The 19,921-nt window shown below is 37.4% G+C and carries 15 protein-coding genes; 3 read left to right on the plus strand and 12 right to left on the minus strand.

Features of this window, described 5'->3' with window-relative positions; genetic code table 11:
* Window positions 1-161: 161 nt before the first annotated feature.
* Entirely contained in the window at window positions 162-776 is a 615-nt protein-coding gene (locus LBH98_07750) for a class II aldolase/adducin family protein (protein MDR0304639.1), read from the plus strand.
* Here LBH98_07750 and LBH98_07755 read toward each other — a convergent pair.
* On the minus strand, window positions 758-2,449 hold the full coding sequence (locus LBH98_07755) for a 2-isopropylmalate synthase (GenBank protein ID MDR0304640.1): 1,692 nt from the start codon (window positions 2,447-2,449) through the stop codon (window positions 758-760). The genes LBH98_07750 and LBH98_07755 overlap by 19 nt on opposite strands.
* 239 nt (window positions 2,450-2,688) lie before the next feature.
* On the opposite strand from LBH98_07755, the gene LBH98_07760 reads away from it, so the two are divergent.
* Window positions 2,689-4,167: a Do family serine endopeptidase gene (locus tag LBH98_07760; protein ID MDR0304641.1), complete on the plus strand. Its 1,479-nt coding sequence runs from the start codon at window positions 2,689-2,691 to the stop codon at window positions 4,165-4,167.
* On the opposite strand, the gene LBH98_07765 is transcribed toward LBH98_07760, so the two are convergent.
* The 5 genes from LBH98_07765 to rfbA form a co-directional block, all read right to left on the minus strand.
* A complete protein-coding gene (locus LBH98_07765) occupies window positions 4,151-8,305 on the minus strand; it encodes a hypothetical protein (GenBank protein MDR0304642.1) in 4,155 nt (1,384 codons plus the stop codon). The genes LBH98_07760 and LBH98_07765 overlap by 17 nt on opposite strands.
* On the minus strand, window positions 8,262-10,730 hold the full coding sequence (locus tag LBH98_07770) for an ATP-dependent Clp protease ATP-binding subunit (GenBank protein ID MDR0304643.1): 2,469 nt from the start codon (window positions 10,728-10,730) through the stop codon (window positions 8,262-8,264). The genes LBH98_07765 and LBH98_07770 overlap by 44 nt, the downstream gene beginning before the upstream one ends.
* Window positions 10,731-10,863: 133 nt before the next feature.
* Window positions 10,864-11,754, minus strand: a complete 891-nt coding sequence (gene rfbD, locus LBH98_07775) for a dTDP-4-dehydrorhamnose reductase (protein MDR0304644.1) — start codon at window positions 11,752-11,754, stop codon at window positions 10,864-10,866.
* Window positions 11,751-12,296: a dTDP-4-dehydrorhamnose 3,5-epimerase gene (gene rfbC / locus LBH98_07780; GenBank protein ID MDR0304645.1), complete on the minus strand. Its 546-nt coding sequence runs from the start codon at window positions 12,294-12,296 to the stop codon at window positions 11,751-11,753. Before rfbC ends, rfbD begins: the two co-directional genes overlap by 4 nt.
* A gap of 2 nt (window positions 12,297-12,298) precedes the next feature.
* Window positions 12,299-13,168 carry a glucose-1-phosphate thymidylyltransferase RfbA gene (rfbA, locus tag LBH98_07785; protein MDR0304646.1) on the minus strand — a complete coding sequence of 290 codons (870 nt, stop codon included), beginning with the start codon at window positions 13,166-13,168 and terminating at the stop codon, window positions 12,299-12,301.
* A gap of 170 nt (window positions 13,169-13,338) precedes the next feature.
* Here rfbA and LBH98_07790 point away from each other — a divergent pair, with 170 nt between their 5' ends.
* The gene (locus LBH98_07790; GenBank protein ID MDR0304647.1) at window positions 13,339-14,247 is read left to right on the plus strand and encodes a hypothetical protein; all 909 of its coding nucleotides are present in this window, start codon (window positions 13,339-13,341) and stop codon (window positions 14,245-14,247) included.
* Here LBH98_07790 and LBH98_07795 read toward each other — a convergent pair.
* The 6 genes from LBH98_07795 to LBH98_07820 form a co-directional block, all read right to left on the minus strand.
* Complete coding sequence (locus LBH98_07795) at window positions 14,234-14,722, minus strand: hypothetical protein (GenBank protein ID MDR0304648.1); 489 nt, start codon at window positions 14,720-14,722, stop codon at window positions 14,234-14,236. The genes LBH98_07790 and LBH98_07795 overlap by 14 nt on opposite strands.
* A gap of 102 nt (window positions 14,723-14,824) precedes the next feature.
* Window positions 14,825-15,148 (minus strand): hypothetical protein, encoded by a 324-nt coding sequence (locus LBH98_07800; GenBank protein ID MDR0304649.1) that lies wholly within the window; start codon window positions 15,146-15,148, stop codon window positions 14,825-14,827.
* Window positions 15,135-16,289, minus strand: a complete 1,155-nt coding sequence (locus LBH98_07805) for a glycosyltransferase family 61 protein (GenBank protein MDR0304650.1) — start codon at window positions 16,287-16,289, stop codon at window positions 15,135-15,137. Before LBH98_07805 ends, LBH98_07800 begins: the two co-directional genes overlap by 14 nt.
* A 14-nt stretch (window positions 16,290-16,303) precedes the next feature.
* Window positions 16,304-17,278, minus strand: coding sequence for a capsular polysaccharide synthesis protein (locus LBH98_07810; protein MDR0304651.1), 975 nt, complete (start codon window positions 17,276-17,278; stop codon window positions 16,304-16,306).
* Window positions 17,275-18,246 (minus strand): capsular polysaccharide synthesis protein, encoded by a 972-nt coding sequence (locus tag LBH98_07815; protein MDR0304652.1) that lies wholly within the window; start codon window positions 18,244-18,246, stop codon window positions 17,275-17,277. The genes LBH98_07810 and LBH98_07815 overlap by 4 nt, the downstream gene beginning before the upstream one ends.
* 69 nt (window positions 18,247-18,315) lie before the next feature.
* Window positions 18,316-19,920 carry a glycosyltransferase family 2 protein gene (locus tag LBH98_07820; GenBank protein ID MDR0304653.1) on the minus strand — a complete coding sequence of 535 codons (1,605 nt, stop codon included), beginning with the start codon at window positions 19,918-19,920 and terminating at the stop codon, window positions 18,316-18,318.
* Between the last annotated feature and the right edge of the window lies 1 nt (window position 19,921).

Raw genomic sequence — 19,921 nt, forward strand, 5'->3', positions numbered from 1 at the left:
TATTTATTATCTTTCCCTAATTTTGTTTGCAGGTACAAAGTAATATAATTTAGTTTAATGTAAAAGCGCAAATTTCGTTTTTTTTATAATTTTTAGAAATATAAACAGGAATTTCTTTTTTGAAGCGAATATTATTTTATCATAAAAAAACGGAGATAAAAATGGACGAAGGATATATAAAATATCAAGCCGAACATGAACAAACAAATAATTTTAAATTATCGCAAAATTATGTTTTTCTTGCCCAAGAATTAATAAAAACGCGTGATTATTTGCACTCTTTAGGCTTAATAGGAGTTTATTCAAACGGTATAGGATTTGGAAATTGCAGTTTTAGAACAAAAGAAAACGAATTCGTAATAACCGGTTCGGCGACGGGAGAAATAAAAAATATGTCGTTATGCCATTTATGTATCGTAAAAAATTTCGACATAAACAAAAATAAAGTTTATTCAAAAGGCGCGATTTCAGCAAGTTCGGAATCAATGACACACGGTGCGGTTTATTCGGCGCAAAGTGCGGCGAACTGCGTTTTACACATTCACAGTAAGAAAATGTTTGATTTTATGAAAACGAACAATCACAATTTTACGGAGCAAAGCATTCTATACGGAACGCCGGCAATGGCAAAAGCGGTTATGGGCGAAGTGAAAAAAATAAACTCTCCGTACGGAATAATCGTGATGCTAGGACATGAAGAGGGGGTGATTTCTTTTGGCGAAGATATTTCTTCTGCGCTCGCTCAAATTACAAGCGTTTATGAATTGTCTTGCTGAAAAGCCCGATTAACCGCAGAGCAAAGCGCGTTTGCGCTCGCCCACAAAATATCAGTATCAACCCCTGCGCCAAAATAAGTTTTGCCGTCGCAGGTTTCTATGCTTATGTAAGCCGCCGCCGTAGCCGCACTTCCTTCGCTCATTGCATGTTCCTCATAAGTTCCCAAATGAAAAGTAAACCCGTTTTTAGCAAAAATCTTTGACAGGGCGTTTATAACTCCGTCGCCTTTATCGTGGGCGATTATTTCTTTTTCATCTATTTTAAGCCGCGCTTCAAGCGAAATATTTTCTTTGCCGTCTTCATCTTTTTTGTCGCGTTTCGGAGTCATTGAGAGCAATGAAACTTTATCTTCACGATTGACAAATTCTTTCTTGAAAAGCGAAATAATCTCGTCGTTTTCAAGAACTCTTTTAAGCTCGTCAGCCTCGCGCTGTACAATTCGTCCGACTTCGACCTGCATAGGTTTGGGAACGTTAAACCCGCCGTAATGTTCCAAAATAAACGACGCTCCGCCTTTACCCGACTGTGAATTTATGACAACAATCGCCTCGTAGTCGCGACCGACGTCTTTGGGGTCAATCGGAAGATAAGGTACGTCCCAAAGCAAACGATTTTCGCGCTTGCGAAGTTTCATTCCTTTAGCGATAGCGTCCTGATGACTTCCTGAAAACGCCGTGAAAACCATATCGCCCGCGTATGGCTGGCGCGGATAAATTTTCATTTCGGTACATTTTTCGTAAATTTCGCGAATCGAATCTACGTCGCTAAAATCCAATTGCGGATGAACTCCCTGTGAAAACATATTCAAAGCGATTGTCAAAATATCGGCGTTGCCCGTTCGCTCACCGTTGCCGAAAAGCGTTCCTTCAACCCTGTCCGCGCCTGCCAAAAGTCCAAGTTCCGTACTTGCTACGCCGGTTCCGCGGTCGTTATGAGTATGAAGAGAAACCAAAACATTTTCTCGCTGATTTATATTTTTACACATCCACTCAATTTGGTCGGCATAAACGTTTGGCAGCGCACATTCGACGGTTGTCGGAAGATTCAGAATCATTTTCCCGCGAACTTTCGGATCCCAGACATCAATAACAGCATTGCTGATTTGCGCCGAAAAATCAAGTTCGGTAAGCGAAAAACTTTCCGGAGAATATTCAAATTGCACGTTTCCGCTAAAATTTTTCATCGAATCAATAATCATTTGCGTTCCGCTTGTCGCTATATCTATAATTTCCGGTTTTTCTTTCATAAAAACATCGCGGCGCTGCGCCGGAGAAGTTGAATTATACAAATGAATTGTGACGTTTTTCGCTCCGTCAAGCGCCTCAAACGTTCTATCTACAAGATGCTTTCGAGCCTGAACCAAAACCTGAATCGAAACATCGTCTGGAATCATTTTTTCGTCAATGAGCATCCGTGCAAAATCAAATTCCGTCTGCGATGCGGAGGGGAATCCTACTTCTATGGCTTTGAACCCGATTTCAAGCAGTTTGTTGAAAAATATACGTTTTTTTTCTTTGGTCATAGGATTGTAAATCGCCTGATTCCCATCCCGTAAATCAACCGCACACCAAAGCGGCGCTTTTGAGATTCTGTTATTTACCCAAGTTCTGTCTTTCAAATCCACTGCCGTAAATTGCTTATATTTTCCGGCAATAAACCAATCTTCTTTCATTAAATTCCTCCTAAATTTCAGGATAAAATAGTATTTGCGCGGCAGAAAAACACAAATACAAAATTATACAAACCAACAACAACGCTGCGACATCAATCGGCAAAAGTTATGTTATTTACCGTTCATTTCTTCCACAGATATAAATTTCAAAAAATTATCCGAAAATTTGTAACATTTTCTGTCTTTCAAATATCGTAAATAATAAATTCTAAAAATAGTTGTTAACGGAGAGGTTAATTATGTTAAAAAATAAGTTTTTATTAGAACATGCGGCGATAGTCGTAGCGGTCGCCGGACTTTTAAACGGATGCTTTTCGGCAGGAAGCGAAAAATTACCCAAAAAAGGAAGTGTCGATTTCGGAGCGAAAGAACCGCCCGTCGTTAATATTTCTCCGGAATTTACTAACTTCAAAACAATATTTGCCGACATCGCCGAAAAAGTTATTCCAACGGTCGTTTCAATAACATCGACCCAAATAGACACTATATATTATCGAAGCAATCCTTTTGACATGTTTGGATTCGGTTTTCCGTTTGACGATTCGCGCCAGCGCCAGCAGCCGCAGGCAAGAGAACGCCGTCAAAGCGGAGTTGGTTCCGGTGTTATAGTTTCCGGCGATGGTTACATTTTGACCAATTCTCACGTAGTCAACGGTGCAAACGAAATAAAAGTTAAACTTTATGACGATACCGAATATTCGGCGAAAATAATCGGCGTCGATACGCTCTCAGATGTCGCCGTCGTGAAAATATCTTCGGATATTAAAAATTTACCCGTCGCATATTTGGGTAATTCCGGTAAACTTCGTCCCGGCGATTGGGTTATGGCGATAGGAAATCCGTTTAACCTGTCTTCTACAGTCACCACTGGAATTGTTTCGGCGCTCGGACGTTATACGGAAACGCAGCAATATCAAAATTTCATTCAAACGGATGCGGCTATAAATCCCGGAAATTCCGGTGGAGCGCTTGTAAATATTGAAGGCGAACTTATTGGAATAAACACTATGATTTACACTCGTTCCGGCGGATATATGGGCATAGGTTTTGCGATTCCAATATCTATGGCAAAAGACATAATGGAACAGTTAATTTATACAGGCGAGGTAAAACGCGGTTGGCTTGGAGTGAGCATCGGAAATATTGACCAATCAATGAACGACGCTTTAGGACTTAAAGAAAAAGGCGTTTTGATAAACGAAGTTTTTGATAACGAACCGGCGCAGAAAGCGGGAATTGAATCGGGTGACGTCGTAGTTTCGCTTGACGGAAAGAAAACGCCGAACGCAAACGAGTTACGAAATATCGTCGCTACCCTAAGTTCAGGGAAAAAGTATCCGATTGAGATAATTCGCAACGGTAAAAAAATAACGCTCATGGTAACTCCAAGCGTTAGAGGAGAAAATCAAAATCTTGCTATCGGTGAAAAAGAAGAATCTACTACTGATAACAAAACGCTCGGAATATCGCTCAAAGAATCCGGTAAAGGCGCGGTTATCGTAGAAAGCGTCGATGAAAAAAAGTCCGCCGCTAAAAGCGGAATCCGTAGCGGCGACATTATTTTATCAATAAAAACTTCGCCGGACAAACCGTTTGTCGAAATAAACTCGGTGAAAGACTTTAACAAAGAAATTAAAGACATAAAAGGCGATTTTTTCGTACTTCGATTAAACCGCAACGGCGAGAAATTCTTTGTTTCAGTCAAAATTCAGAAGTAATTTTTGCGGCGGCTTCCCCAGGCAATAAAATATTATCGTCTTTATCGCTTTTTACTTGTTTTTTCTTGAAAATATTTTTCAGATCTGAAAATGGAAGCCGCAACTGCAAGCGGACTTCTGGATTTGCTACAAACTCTTCGGTTTGTGTTTCACGAAAAAATCCGTAATTAAAATCCATCCATAAATACGGAAACGGCTGGTATTCTACTCCTATTTTATACTCTGGAGTGAGTGTAAATTCGTGAGGAACAAATTCTGTTTGATATTTCAAAAATATTTCATCGCCGAAAATATATTTTCCCATCGTGAAACTGCTGTTTGCAAAAACCAAATAATTCCAGTTGCGCGTGGTATTCGTATCAAGTTGATGCACGGTCAGAAAATCAACCGAATTTTTCATAACCGCCGTTTCAAACTTAAACATATCCAAACCGACTCTTCGAGAAAACTGCCGTCCTAAATAATTTAGGAAATAAGTGTTCATAAACGCGTCGCCGACCTGTGAAGCAAATCCTCCGGTCAACGCATGGTCGGCGACTGTAGAATATATGCCAGAATAATAATCGGCCGCGGCTTTGTTAGCCGGATTGAAAATATCGTCGGATTCGGGGAATATTACAAGTTCGGTAAATCGTCCGCGATCCCGCAATTCACCGGTTATTTCATCGCGAGTTTTCAGTTTTACGCCGATTCTTTCCAAACGGTTTGTATCGGAATAAGTTTCGGCATGCCCCCAAATAATCGGAATATTGTCATAAGTTCCGTCTGCAAGCAATTGCGGTTGAAAATCAAGTCCGATTTCAAAATTTTTGTCAAACATCCGTCCATAAAACATGTATCCGTTGTACGAACGTAACGCCCCGACGACTTTGAACGAACCGTCCGCATCATTTCCACGAATCCCGATTGTTCCCGACGGGTCTAACGAACATTCGATGACGCGGATACTGCGACGACGGTTTTCGCGTCCTAATTGATAAAAGTAATTGACGCTTCTATCGGCGCTTCTAATGTCCAAATCGAAAAACAAAGAAGGAAACGGATCGAAATCATAAGGATAATCTACGTCATCTAAAAGCGGAAATGTTATTTCCGCTTTTCTCAAAAGAAGCGTTCCGGCAAGCGTAACCAAATTTTCCGGATGACTTGCGACCGTAAACGTCGGAATATCGCCTTTTTTTGCAGTCTCAATCCAACCGACATTTCCTCGGCGGTTTTCCATAAATCCCGGCAAAAATACGGGTATTCCGCCTTTATCCGTCCAAACTCGTAAAACCCCCAAATTCAAATTCGCTGCCTGAAACGGAGTTAAATCACCTGCGTTGTAGTCGTTTCTTATTATAATATTTTTTTTGTCTAAAGTTCCTTGAACCGAAACCGAAACCGAATCATCGTTAATTATTTTCACATCGGCGTAAACGTTTTCAATGTTTCCGCGAACAAACGGGAATACCGTCAATTGTCCTTTAGGAATTAAAATCCGTCCGCTCGTTATGTTTAAAGAACCGTCAGAAACGTTTCCCGAAAAATGAATAATGCCCTCGCCATTCCCGCCGACAGGACTTTCTTTGAAACTTCCGGCAACAGATAAAAAATCGCCGCTTAATTTTGCGTTGAATTTCGCTTCGTCAACTTTGCCGTTTTTGTGAGCGGCGGAAAAATCCACATTAGTTTTTATTCCTAAAATTTCTCCATCGAATTCATCCAACGAAAATTCTGTTTTACTTAACGAAAAATATGCTTTTATATTTTGCGCCTTTAATTCCTGATAAAAGATACTGTCGGAATTTACATTCAAATTTATTTCTCTGCCGCCGTCATCTTCAATCCACGCGTTCACCGACCCTCTGATATCCGAAATTCCGACAAGAGACAAATAATCTTCCAATTTAAGATTTTCGACAAAAGCGTTTATATAAATTTTCTCGCCTGATTTTTCCAATCTTTTTGTGCGTACCAAATAATTATCGCCGTGTTTTACGGTAAATCTCGGAAATTTAATCGTGCTGTCCGAAGACAAAAAAGAAATATCCGCCCCCAAATTTTCGGCGTTTCCGATTTGTGCGTTTTGAATTTTCACGTTACCGGTTGTCACAATTTCGTCAAGCATTCCACTCATAGAAATATCTCCTGAAATATCTCCGGTTCTTATCAAATCGTGTTCCATTTCTTTGGATTTTATGAAACTGCTGAAAAAATTCAATGGAAATTTGTCTATTGTTATATTGCCGGATTTTATTTTTTTTATATTTTCATCAAAAACGACATTCGATTTAATATGATCATTTTCTGAACCAAAATTCAAAATCCAGCCGTCTAAAGTATCGTTTAATTCGGCTTTAAACGAAATAGAATTTTTATCCTCCGTCCATTTCGCCGAATTTATTTTAACATTCTTACGTTTTTTATTTATATACCCTGCCGCTTCCGCTGAAATTTCCCCGTAATTTTCAGTTTTCACTAATACTTCCGAGTTAAAATTAAGCCCTGAAGTATCACCGTTAATTTTAGTGCTAAACTTTCCTTTTTTAAGTTGGAAGTTCTTCCCGAAAAATTCAGAAAATTCCTTGGTTTTATAATCTCCTAAGATTAAATTCGCTTTGTATGGGAATTTATCTTTCAATTTTATTTCTCCTGAAATGGAAAAATCATTATCTTTTGCGGTAAATTTTAACGTATCTCCTATTTCGTTTACCACTAATTTAGGTAAAAATATCTCTCTTTCGTTTTGTACTAATTTTATATTCGAAATATTTGCAAAAATAAGCGGAAGACAAGAAAATTTTTCGCCTTTTACTAAAAGTTTTGCATCACCCTGAGCTAAAATTTTATCACTGATTTTTGTATCAATCGACATATTCCCTTCAAATCTGTAATTTAATTCAGGCGCGACAAATCCTACAAATTCACCTTTAGCAATATCTCTCATCTCTAATAAAAGAGAGTCCAAAATTACTTTTCCATCAACGAATCTTCCAGCCCCGTAAAGCGTATCGATTACACCGTTTCTATCAAAACTTCCTTCGGTCGTAAGAAAAATTTTCGGAGAAATAATATCCGTTAAGTGGATTTCATTTTTTAGTACGAGTAAGTTTTTGTCGTTCACAGGAACGGAGATGTCAATTTTGCCTATTGTTTTTCCAGACTTATTAAAATCCATTTCCGCAAAACCTATCGCTTCTCCTTTGCCGAATTTAGCATAAATGTTTTTTGTCGTTAATGTACCTTTGCTTGCATGAATATCAGCCTCTGCGCTGAAAATTATATTACTGTTTTTATCACTTATCAGCAAATTTTTTACAGACAAATCTCCATTGGGATTTATAGCTTCGGGAAAATATTTATCGACAAACAAAAAATCAATATCTCCTGAAATAATAAACGATAAATAAGAATTTATACCGGCAAGCGGCGATGAAATATTTGCAGATTGAAATTTCATAGATAAAAACTGTCTTTCAACAATCGGCGAAATTCTTGAAGATATAAAAATATTTTTTTGTAACAATTTTTTCGTGCTTCCGCTTAATTCGATGTTTAATTCTTCGTCTTTTCGTACCATGTCTCCGTTCAATCCGCTGATATTTACTATATTTACATTATTTCTCGCAACAATTTCAATTGAGCCGTTTTTAATTTTTGCAGTTCTAAACGGTACACTTTCAACGATGAGTTTGCTCCATTGCGAACATAACAATTCTTCCATGTCAGGATGATTTTCATCTTGCAGATTGAGATAAGAAATTATTTTAATTTTAGGGTTTATCATAGTCACGCTCTCGATAAAATCTTGCGCGTTAAAGTTTGAAAAATTCGGTAATTTTATTATCCCGAAATCAAACTTTATTTTATCTATTTCCATATATACCGATTGAGAATTAACGGCTATTTTGACGCCGGACGCTTTCGCCGAAAAAAGTCCGATCGAAATCGAACTTACCGAAACGCGTCCACCGCTGGCATAAAAAATTTTTTGTGCGATTGCATCCTTTATTTGCGCCCGAACAGGCGATATTTTATAAAATAAAAATCCGCCCGCAAGCAAAGTTGTAAGGATAAAAACTATGAAAATAAATCTGTTACGTCGTTCCATCTTATTCGGTTTTGCGCACCACAACTTTTCCGTCTTCAACGTCAACGACTATACTGTCGCCTTCTTGGTATTCTTTCATCAAAAACGCTTCCGCTAGAATATCTTCCAAATTCCGCTGAATCGCTCTTTGCAGCGGTCTTGCACCCAAATCCGCATCAAATCCTTTTTCTAAAATAAAATCTTTAAACGCGTCAGTCAAAACCGAATCAACCTTTTTTTCTTCCAATCGATTTTTGAACTCGGCTAAACGTATGTCGATTATCTTTTTAATGTCTTCTTTCGTCAAATGCCTGAAAACTATAGTTTCATCGACACGATTTAAAAATTCCGGTGTAAATATTTTTTTCAATTCGTCCGTAACCCTGCTTTTCATAATTTCATAAACCGACTGGGCTGTATCTTTTGTGAATCCCAATCCTTTTTTACCGGCGTCTCGAGTGCCGGCGTTTGATGTCATAATTATTATGGTATTTTTAAAATTTATATGCCGACCATGAGAATCCGTAAGCCGCCCGTCATCAAGAATTTGGAGCAGAATGTTGAAGATGTCGGGATGCGCTTTTTCAATTTCGTCAAATAAGACGACCGAATACGGTTTTTTTCGCACTTTTTCAGAAAGTTGTCCGGCGCCGTCGTCATAACCTACGAACCCCGGTGCGGAACCTATGAGTTTTGAAACCTCAAATTTTTCCATAAACTCCGACATGTCGATACGGACCAAAGCGTCTTCACTGTTAAATAATTCTTTTGCAAGCGCTTTTGCAAGTTCAGTTTTCCCTACGCCCGTAGGACCTAAAAATATGAACGATGCGATAGGACGTTTTATATTGCGCAACCCTGCTCTGTTTCTTCGAATGCTTCTGGCAACGGCGGCAAGCGCCTCTTCCTGACCTATAACATTTTTACGTAAATGTTCTTCCAAATGCAGCAATTTTTGTGATTCCTGTTCTTCCAATTGATTTAGAGGAATACCCGTCATTGTAGAAATTACGCGAGAAATAATCTGTTCATCAACGATCAGAACATTTTCATTTATGTTTTCACGCCATTTTTGATTTATTTCTTTAAGCGTGTCTTTAATATTGTCTTGATTTTTCTTCTGCTTTGCCGCTTCTTCATAATTTTGTTCGCTTGCCGCCGTGCTTTTGGCTTTTTCAATTTCCTCAAGTTTTTGTTCCAATTCTCTTATTTCTTGCGGAATTTCTAATCCGGAAAGCCGCTTGAACGCACCGGCTTCGTCAATAACATCAATTGCTTTATCCGGCAAAAATCTATCGGAAATATATCTGTCTGAAAGTACAACAGCTTCTTTAAGAGCTCTGTCTGTATATTTAACCTTGTGATGATCCTCGTATGCTTTTTTCAATCCGTCGATGATCTGAATGGTTTCCGCAACCGACGGCGGTTCGACCATAATCGTTTGAAATCTACGATCTAAAGCGGCGTCGGATTCAAAATATTTTCTATATTCGTCAAGAGTTGTAGCCCCAACGCATTTAACCTCGCCTCTCGCCAATGCCGGCTTAAAAATATTTGCCGCGTCAAGCGTTCCGGAAGCGCTTCCGGCTCCGACAATAGTATGAATTTCATCAATAAACACAATGATATTCTCGTTTTTTTGCAATTCCGCAATGAGCGCTTTCATTCTCTCTTCAAATTGTCCGCGGTATGTTGTTCCTGCGACGACTCCGCTTAAATCAAGGGAATAGACAACTTTGTTTTCAAGTATTTGCGGTATGTCGCGATTTACGATTTTTTGCGCTAAGCCTTCTATTATCGCGGTTTTCCCGATGCCAGGTTCACCTATTAAAAGTGGATTGTTTTTTTTTCTTCTTGACAATATCTGAATTACTCTTTCTATTTCTTTTACGCGACCTATAACCGGATCTAATTTCCCTTCTTTTGCAAGAGTGTTTAAATTTCTTCCGTAATGGTCAAGAAACGGAGTCATACTTTTTGACAATGGTTGACGACGAAGAAATTCCGGCGGTCTAGACGGATTGAACGTCCCAGGGGTGATATCCATCTCTTTTTCTTTTTCAACATGACTCGACGCTTCTTTTATTTGCTCGTAATCAAGCCCCATTCCAACTAAAACAGCCGATGCCTGAGATTCAGGATCGCGTATGAGCGATAAAAGTAAATGTTCGGTGCCTATAAGTGCAGACGACATATTTCTTGCTTCAATACCGGCATTCTCCAAAACTTTCCTTGCACGCGGAGTTATTGGGAGCATAGAACTTCGCAACATTGTCCCGCCGTCGCTTACAATGCTTTCTTCGGTTTTCCTTTTAATTTCGTTTATATCTACACCCAAATTATTCAAAATCTGTATTGCGGCTCCGGTTCCTTCTTTTATTATTCCTAATAAAAGATGTTCCGTTCCTACGTAATCCTGTTGTAAACGAATCGCCTCGTATTTTGCTAAATTTATAACCGATTTTGCGTTTTCGGTAAATTGTCCGCCCATAATTTCAATCTCCTTTTCCTAAAATTTCAGCAGTAATTTAGTTAAAAATACGTTTTTAACAATAGTTATATATAATAGATTTAAGTTTTTGATGTGCGTTTTTAGATTTTTTATCCGATTCCGTTTTACAAATTCAGAAATTGTTTTCAAGAGACGATAAAAGACGACATTCATCCAAATATTTTTCCAGAGCGTCTTCCCATTCCGGAATATTTATCTCAAAAGTCTTTTTCACCTTTTCTTTTGAAAGATAAGAATATTTCGGTCTTTTCGCTTTTGCCGGATATTGCTCGGCGGTTAGCGCATTAATTTTGCATTCATTAGCGATTAAACCGTTTTTACGCCCGTATTCATAAATTTTTACGGCAAATTCGTACCAATTCGTCTTGCCGTCGCCGCTGTAATGATAAGTTCCGTAATCGTCATCGCCTTCTTTTATTACAAACGTTATAAATTTTGCCAAATCCCGCGCCCAAGTAGGACTCCCCCATTGGTCTGCGACAACCCCCACGCTTTCTTTCACGTTCATAAGATTAAGCATCGTATTTACAAAATTTTTCCCGTGTTTCCCATAAAGCCAAGCGGTACGAATTATAAAGTATTTTTTTAATGCGGACAATTCTATCGCATATTCGCCCAAAAGTTTCGTTTTCCCATAAATTCCAATCGGATTCACTACACTTTCCTCTGTAAGCGGCGCGTCCAAAACCCCGTCAAAAACATAATCTGTGGAAATGTGTATCAGACAAGCGTCCAAAGCGGCGGCGGCAAACGCCAAATTTGCAACGCCGTATCTGTTTATCGCCATCGCTTTTTCAAAATCATCTTCGGCGGCATCTACGGCAGTGTATGCGGCGCAGTTTATTATATGAGAAAATGTTTTATTAAAAATAAATTCTTTGACCCGCCCAATGTCCGTTATGTCAACCTCGACATCGGTTTCATAAAACTTCAAACCGTTTTCTGCTAAAATCTGCGTCGTTTCCCTGCCAAGCATTCCGTTTGCTCCGACTATCCAAATCATAAAGAAACCTCTTTCAATAACGGAAGTTTATCGTCTTTTTCGGAAATAATAGCAGTTGCATCTAATTTCCAATCTACCGATATGTCGGGATCGTTCCATCTTATTCCGCCGTCGCATTCGCAATTGTATTCATTTGTGCATTTGTAAAACAAGTGAGTGTCGTCTTCTAAAACCGAAAATCCGTGCCCAAAACCCGGAGGGATGTAAAACATTTTTGAGTTTTCTTCGCTTAATTCCACTCCGAACCATTTTGCGAAAGTCGGCGACTTTTTTCGCAAATCGACTGCGACATCCCAAACTTTACCTTTCAGAACTCTAATAAGTTTTCCTTGCGCAAACGGCGCTCGCTGAAAATGTATCCCGCGTACGACTCCTTTTTTTGAACAAGAGTGATTATCCTGTACAAAATTTTCTTTTATTCCGAATGTCGTAAAATCACTTTTTTTGTATGTTTCTTCAAAAAATCCGCGAAAGTCATAAAATTTTTTCGGTTCAATAATTATTAGTCCGTCAATCGGCGCTTTTTCTATGCTAAAAGGCATAATTACTCCATTTGCGCAAGTTTCAGAAGGTATTCGCCGTAAGTAGATTTTTGCAGTTGCCGTGCAAGTTTCATAAATTGATCTTTGTCGATAAATCCGTTTTTCCACGCAATTTCTTCTATACAGCCGATTTTCAATCCGGTTCTGTCTTCAAGCGTTTTGACGAAAAACGCAGCCTCTAAAAGTGCGCAGTGCGTTCCCGTGTCAAGCCAAGCAAAACCGCGCCCCATAATTTCGACATTAAGTTCGCCTCTTTGCAAATAAGCGTCGTTGACGGCGGTTATCTCAATTTCACCGCGTAGCGACGGTTTTACGTTTTTGGCTATTTCAATGACAGAATTATCGTAAAAATACAGCCCTGTAACCGCGTAATTGGATTTTGGGTTTATCGGTTTTTCTTCGATGGAAACCGCCCTGCCGCCTTTATCAAACTCGACTACGCCGTAATCGTTAGGATTATCGACAAAATATCCGAATATAGACGCTCCGCTTTTTTGTGCAGCCGCTTTGGTCAAAAGTTTCGTAAAATCGTGTCCGTAAAACAGATTGTCGCCAAGCACAAGCGCAACGCCGTCGTTACCTATAAATTCCTCTCCGACGATGAACGCATCGGCAAGTCCCCGCGGATATTCCTGAACTTTGTATTGAACGTTTAAACCCAAATGAGCGCCGTTTGAAAAAAGTTTTTCAAAACGCGGCGTATCGTTCGGAGTGGAAATAATTAAAATGTCCCTTATTTGCGCAAGCATCAACGTTGAAAGCGGATAATAAATCATTGGTTTGTCGTAAACCGGCAGAAGTTGTTTACAAACCGGCATAGTAGCCGGAAACAACCGTGTTCCAAATCCGCCAGCAAGAATAATTCCTTTCATAAATCTTCTCCGATTTTGCATTTTTGCCACAATATTTTCTACAAAATAGTATTTGTAAAAACAATCTGTGAACATATTCGTCGTAAAACCCAAAAATACGATTCATAATAATAACGCAAATATTATTTTCCAAACAAAAATAAAACTCAAATCAATTGGAAGTTCGAAATATGAAAGACATTAATAAATTTATAGATAGATTTACAGCGCCTTTACAAACGTTTATCCGTTATCCTTTGAGCGTCTTTCCAGATGATATTTACCTGATATTGAAATACTATTCAAAAACTGGACGAAAACTTAATCTTAAAAATCCGGTTTTGTTTGATGAAAAATTACAATGGCTTAAATTGTACGACAGACAGTTGGAATACACAAATTTAGCCGATAAATACGAAGTCCGCAAATTTGTCGCTCAAACCATAGGCGAGGAATATTTGATTCCTAATTACGGCGTTTGGGATAATTTCGATGAAATACCCTTTGATACGTTACCTGATAAATTCGTTTTGAAATGTACCCACGACAGCGGAAGCGTTGTAATATGTAAAAACAAAAGCAGTTTTGATATGTATAAAACAGGTTCGTATTTCAAAAAACGTTTATCACAAAATTTCTACTGGCACAGAAGAGAATGGGTATATAAAAACATTAAGCCGCGAATAATAGCCGAAAAATTGATGGTTGACGAATCTCAGACCGAATTGAAAGATTACAAGATATATTGTTTTGACGGCGAACCGAAAATTATAGAAGTTATTTTTAATCGGTTTACACAAAATCCGAAAGAGAATTTTTATTCGCCGCAATGGGAATATCAGCCGCTGGCAACCGGTGATTACGAAACAGACCCAAATACAGTTATACAAAAGCCAAAACGCCTTGAACAAATGTTAGATTTGGCAAGAAAATTGTCCGCCGGAAAAATACATTTACGCGTAGATTTTTATGTTATAAACGATAAAATATATTTTGGAGAATTGACTTTTTACAACGCTGCGGGAAATACCGGTTTCAATCCGCCGCAATGGGATAAAATATTTGGCGATTGGATGGTTTTGCCAATCAAATTTTCTTAAATATTTCTGTAATTTGCGGATAATGTTCAACAACAGCTTTAAATTGGTCGTCGTTTCTATTTTCTTCAACATTAAAACTTTGCAAAGAATTCTTGGCGTGTTGCCAATAGTCAATTATACGCAATTTGCTTGAATAACCGTTTTCAATAACAACATACGGATTTTCGCTGCCAAAATATTCTGTGTTTATTATCGCCATCGCCCAAAACCAAATATCATCGGCATGTGGAGCGAGTTTAAGAAAAAGTTCCTTATTTGTAACATCTTTATAAAAACAATTTGCAGGATATAATATTCCACCTACTCCGGTAGGGAAAATGCATTCGGGTTTATGTTGAAAATTATGGAAATACACACTTGGCTTAATACATTTATCCCATTCGTTATATGCACAAGGATTGTGATTTTCATCGGTTTTTATTCCGTGAGCGCGATGACAAATGATTTTTTTGGGATTCTTTTTGTGTTCGTTCAACAAACACTCAAACCAGTTTTTAGGATAAAAAACATCGTCATCGGCAGTTGCAATACAATCATTCGGGAACGTTTTGAGCGCGTAAATAAGTTTTGTGTACGATCATCTTACATCTTCGCAAAATTTTATCTCAAGCCCTTTTTTAGTCAATATCTTAAGAATTTTCGGAATATTTCCTTCGTCTTGATACCCGACCCATAGAACAATTTTGTCCGGCTTAGTTTTTTGATTAAGAAGCGTAATAATTGAGTAAGGCGCAGTATTTGCAAGTCGTTTCCCGTAAGAAGTCAACGAAACAATATGTAATGGGGAATTCTCTTTGCTTTTAAGCGGTTTAATGAACGGAATTAAAAGAATCTTTTTTAATCTGCGATACCATTCGTGTAAATCACGTTTTTTTCTTCTGAAACGTTCATACGATATCATTGGTTTTCCCCTTTTTTATTAAATATTTCTGACGCTTAATCAATATTTTCTTTAAAAATAATTTAAAGAAATATTTTGGTATAAACTTCTTTCTGATAAAACGGGCCGGTTCAACGTAATCGCTTATCTCTTTATCGGTCAATATTAAATCTTCCACATCGTATATAAATTTATATTCGCTAAAAAATTTAATAAGATCTTTGGTTGCGCCGATCATATTCGGGGTAACTTTATCGCCAAAAGGTTGAATATCGGTCCTAATATTTATATGTTTTATTGTTTTTTGTAATTTATTTATCAATATCTGTCTTTTAGTAGGTTTACTTTTTCTCGACATCACAATCAATGTCGCTCCGTCTTTCATAAACAAACTGTGATGCTCAATAGTTCCTTGAACGCAGGCGTAAAAATCGGCGTTGGAAACGAGTTTAATTTGTTCGTCAAGCGGCAATAATTCAGGATAAAATATTTCGTACCCGTTTTTCTTGAACACTCGTTCTATTTTATCCTCATACATAATTTTTCTCCCCACAAATTTACTGCGCGAAAAATATACTTTATTTATTACGTCGCCGACGGGGGAAACTGCATTGACTTTTTTAGAAATCGCCTGAAAAGTATCCAAAAGTTCTCTATCTATTTTGAACCAACTATGTACAAATCTCCTTACCCATATATTGCGAATAGACGGCTTTACTACAACGACGCTTTTGAATTGAGTGTATTGATTTACAGTAATAACGTTTTTTCTGTTCACCCCCAAATACTCAAGCAATATCAATATAGGTTCTTCAGGATTTTTGTCAATAAAAACAATTTTATGATTTATGTAATCGCCGTTCAGTAAAACATACGCAAACGCCATAGTTCCGGTCAAAACATGACCGAAATGATTTTGCGGAATACAGAAATAAATCACGTCGTCGTCAACATATTTTATTTTAATTTTCGATGGATTTATACGGGAAGGAGAAACAATCTCTCTCTCCATTATTACCGTTCTGCTTTGCCAAACCGGCACCCCCTTACTTGTCAGAACACCCGCAGGAATAAAATTAACACGACGAAGACTGAACCGTCTTCTTCTCGAAAAAGACGGTTGTATAATTCCTTTTTCAACCACTAACGGTTTTAACGACATTTTTTCTCCTCTTCTTATACTTTTCCGTTTATAATAAAACCGGCAAACGAACTGTCAAAGATTTTTTTTCTCGCCCAATAAAGCGTCAATTTGTGAATATTCATCCTGGCGGTTGTTTTATCGTATAACGTCCGGTTAAAACGGTTAAATCCAGCTATTAAAAATCTATGACAGTCAGTGTCTCCGATTATTTCGCAATTTAAGTTTTTCCATTCGTCCTGTTGTATCATTCGGTTGAAACAAATCTGAAAAAAGAAATAATGTCCGGTTTGTTCTTCTTTTTTCCAATATTCAAGCAATATGGAAAGAAGGTCGCTAATTATTTTGTTGTGTGGTTTTGCAATCATAAAAGAATTCAGCATTCTTACTTGAATTGCCGGGCTCCACGAGAAATACAAAGGGTCGTATTTTATATAAATATTCGCATCGAGCGGTAGTGTCTTGCTGCGTTGAAACGCAAAAAAATCTTTTTGCAACAAACTTTCTTCAATCGGTTTGGTTAAATAAATTGTCGCATCAAGCCAGACTCCACCATAAGCCGAAAGCAAATATAAACGTACAAGATTGGATAATTTTGTAATGTCGTACCCTCCGGTATTTAATCTTTTCCAGACAAAATCAGGTAATTCGATATAATCGTTCATATTTTCTTTCGACAGCATAATTATTTCGTAACCGTTACTGTGTGTTTTTACGGAATTAAAGCATGCCTTTACAACTTTAGGTATATTTTCGTCTATTCCCTGATACCAGAATTGCCAAATGATTTTTTTATCTATCAATTCCGGTTTTTTAGGGATTCCTGAGAATTGTTCTATTCCCCCGCTTAAAAAATCTGCAATATAATTATCTAATTTTTCTGCGATTTCGGCTTGCACAAGAATATCTTTTTTTGCTTTTTTTGCACTTTTTATCCGCCTCGGCGTATGTAAAACATCTATTAAAAAATCTATTCCTATTTCAGATATTTCTCTTAAAGTATTTTTCATATCTTCTCCTGTTCCAAATTCCCGTTTGCAAGAACGTCAAAAAACGAACCGGCTGAAATTTGTCCGAATCTATCAAATCTATAAGTTAATTTGTGGATATCGCTTTTTGCGACTATCTCTTTGTAAATACGATAATCAAATTTATCTAAAGCCACTGTTTGAAATTTATGACAGTCGGTATCGCCGATTATTTCGCAATTTAAGTTTTTCCATTCGTCCCGTTGCGTCATTCTGTTAAAACAAATCTGAAAAAAGAAATAGTGCCGGGTTTTCGCTTCTTTTCTCCAGTATTCAAGCAAAATAGTGAGAAGGTCGGCTATTATTTTATTATTCGGTTTCGCAATCATAAAAGAATTTAGCATTTTTACTTGAAATGTCGAACTCCACGAGAAATACAAAGGGTCGTATTTTATATAAATATTAGCGTCGGGCGGAGGCGTTTTGCTGCGTTGAAACGCAAAGAAATCTTTTTGCAACAAACTTTCTTCAATCGGTTTGGTTAAATAAATTGTCGCGTCAAGCCAGACTCCGCCATAAGCCGAAAGCAAATACAAACGCACAAGATTGGATAATTTGGCAAAACTATATCCGCCTTTTTTAAATTTTTCAAAAACAAAATCCGGCAAATCAATATAATCGTTTACGTTTTTATCCGTCAACATAATTATTTCGTAACCGTTACTATGTTTTTTTACGGAATTAAGACAACTGATAACTATTTTGGGCATGCCGTCGTTTATTCCTTGATGCCAATACTGCCAAAATATTTTTTCCCCGACCAATTCCGGTTTTTTAGGAATCGCCGAAAATCGTTCTATTTTCCCACTTAAAAAATCTGCAATATAAGTATCCAATTTTTCTGCGATTTCGGTTTGCAAAGGAATGTGTCTTTTTGCCTTTATCGCTCTCATGGTTTGCCTTATTTTAGGCGCCACAATCTTTGCGAGATTATTTGCCAATGTTGTCAAACTACCCCCTTATTGTAAATAAAATAATATTTGCACAATATTATCCGAAAAAAAACTCCATACTAAAACTCATACGAATCTTCTCTTTATGGAATGTAACAATCGGCTGGGTTCTTTTATTTTATGAATACGCATAAATTCTCTAAAAATCTTACGAGCTTTTTGCCGATTGTCGTGATGCCGTTTTTTGCGTTCTTTATCGCTGTTTTGATTTAAAATGGAACTTTCCCGATATTTATAAAAATATACGGCGCTTGGGCAAAGAACAATTTTGTTCGCATAATAAATCATAGGAATCATAACCGGTAAATCTTCCATCGGGACCAGATCGGGAAAAGAAAATTGATGCTCATTCCAAAAACTTTTTTTGATTAAATAACGCCAAGCCCAACTTGAAATCACAACTTCCGTCTTTTTTATTTTATCGTTTTTATTAGACAAAATCTCACTGTTTTGAAACCAAACACTCCGCCATTGTTTTTTTTCGTAAAATACTGAACAAGCAGAAATATCCGCATTGTTTTTTTCTGCCGCACTTATCATAACTTCATAAAAATCGGGACTTAATAAATCGTCTGCATCCATAAAGTGAATATATTCACCCCCTGCGTTTTCTGCACCTGAGTTTCTCGCAGCAGGCAACCCTCTGTTTTTTGAATGTTCCACTAATTTTATTCGGTTATCCTGCAAAGCTATTTCTTTAACGATTTCAGCAGAATTATCGTTTGGACAATCCAATACACAAACGATTTCTAAATGTTGATATGTTTGAAAACGAACAGAATCTAATGTCTGCTTCAGATATTTCTCCGCGTTATAAATCGGAATAATTACACTGATTTTTTCGGTTATTTTGCCATATTCTATTTGAGCATTTTTGCATATTACTCTTTTCCTTAGACGTTTACTAAGTTTTTCCTTTAATATACTTGGTTCTTTGATATTATATTTTCTGATAAAATTTGCTCTTATTTTACGTGCATTTCGCAGATTTTCTTTCCAAATCTTTTTTTCTTCCGCATTTCGTCCTTTTTTATTCAATATGGAATCTTCGCGGTTTTTGTAAAAATAGACAGCATCAGGACAAGTAACAACTTTATTTGCGTGATACAACATAGGTAACGCAACTGCGGTGTCTTCCATAACCATCAAATTCGGGAACAAGAAATTGTTGTTATCCCAAAAGTTTTTTTTGATTAAGTAGCGCCACGACCAACCTTGAACTAAGACCATGCTATTATATATTTTATCTGAATTGAACAAAATTTCGTTTCCTTGAAACCAAATGCTTCGCGTTGGATTTTTTTCGTTGAAAACGGAAGATACTGCAACATCAGCATCATTTTCAACAGAAGAGTTTATCATTATTCCGTAAAAATCGGGGTTTAAAAAATCGTCTGCATCCATAAAATGAATGTACTCGCCCGTAGCATATTGAATGCCGTTATTTCGAGCTTCGGCAGGACCCATATTACGAGAATGTTTGACGATTTTTACACGATTGTCTTCTTTTGCAATGTCATTGACAATTTTTTCGGAATTATCAGTCGGGCAATCCAACACACACACAATTTCCAAATTCTTATACGTTTGAAAACGAACAGAATCTAACGTCTGTTTCAAATATTTATCCGCATTGTAAATTGGGACAATTACACTGATTTTCTTCTCCATC

It is taken from the genome of Chitinispirillales bacterium (genome assembly GCA_031254455.1).
In the GTDB taxonomy this organism is placed as follows: Bacteria; Fibrobacterota; Chitinivibrionia; order Chitinivibrionales; family Chitinivibrionaceae; genus WRFX01.

Bases quoted from the DNA above. Each gene is read 5' to 3' on its own strand.
- LBH98_07750 (MDR0304639.1), top strand. From the start codon at position 162: ATGGACGAAGGATATATAAAATATCAAGCCGAACATGAACAAACAAAT.
- LBH98_07755 (MDR0304640.1), bottom strand. From the start codon at position 2,449: ATGAAAGAAGATTGGTTTATTGCCGGAAAATATAAGCAATTTACGGCA.
- LBH98_07760 (MDR0304641.1), top strand. From the start codon at position 2,689: ATGTTAAAAAATAAGTTTTTATTAGAACATGCGGCGATAGTCGTAGCG.
- LBH98_07770 (MDR0304643.1), bottom strand. From the start codon at position 10,730: ATGGGCGGACAATTTACCGAAAACGCAAAATCGGTTATAAATTTAGCA.
- rfbD (MDR0304644.1), bottom strand. From the start codon at position 11,754: ATGATTTGGATAGTCGGAGCAAACGGAATGCTTGGCAGGGAAACGACG.
- rfbC (MDR0304645.1), bottom strand. From the start codon at position 12,296: ATGCCTTTTAGCATAGAAAAAGCGCCGATTGACGGACTAATAATTATT.
- rfbA (MDR0304646.1), bottom strand. From the start codon at position 13,168: ATGAAAGGAATTATTCTTGCTGGCGGATTTGGAACACGGTTGTTTCCG.
- LBH98_07790 (MDR0304647.1), top strand. From the start codon at position 13,339: ATGAAAGACATTAATAAATTTATAGATAGATTTACAGCGCCTTTACAA.
- LBH98_07800 (MDR0304649.1), bottom strand. From the start codon at position 15,148: ATGATATCGTATGAACGTTTCAGAAGAAAAAAACGTGATTTACACGAA.
- LBH98_07805 (MDR0304650.1), bottom strand. From the start codon at position 16,289: ATGTCGTTAAAACCGTTAGTGGTTGAAAAAGGAATTATACAACCGTCT.
- LBH98_07810 (MDR0304651.1), bottom strand. From the start codon at position 17,278: ATGAAAAATACTTTAAGAGAAATATCTGAAATAGGAATAGATTTTTTA.
- LBH98_07820 (MDR0304653.1), bottom strand. From the start codon at position 19,920: ATGGAGAAGAAAATCAGTGTAATTGTCCCAATTTACAATGCGGATAAA.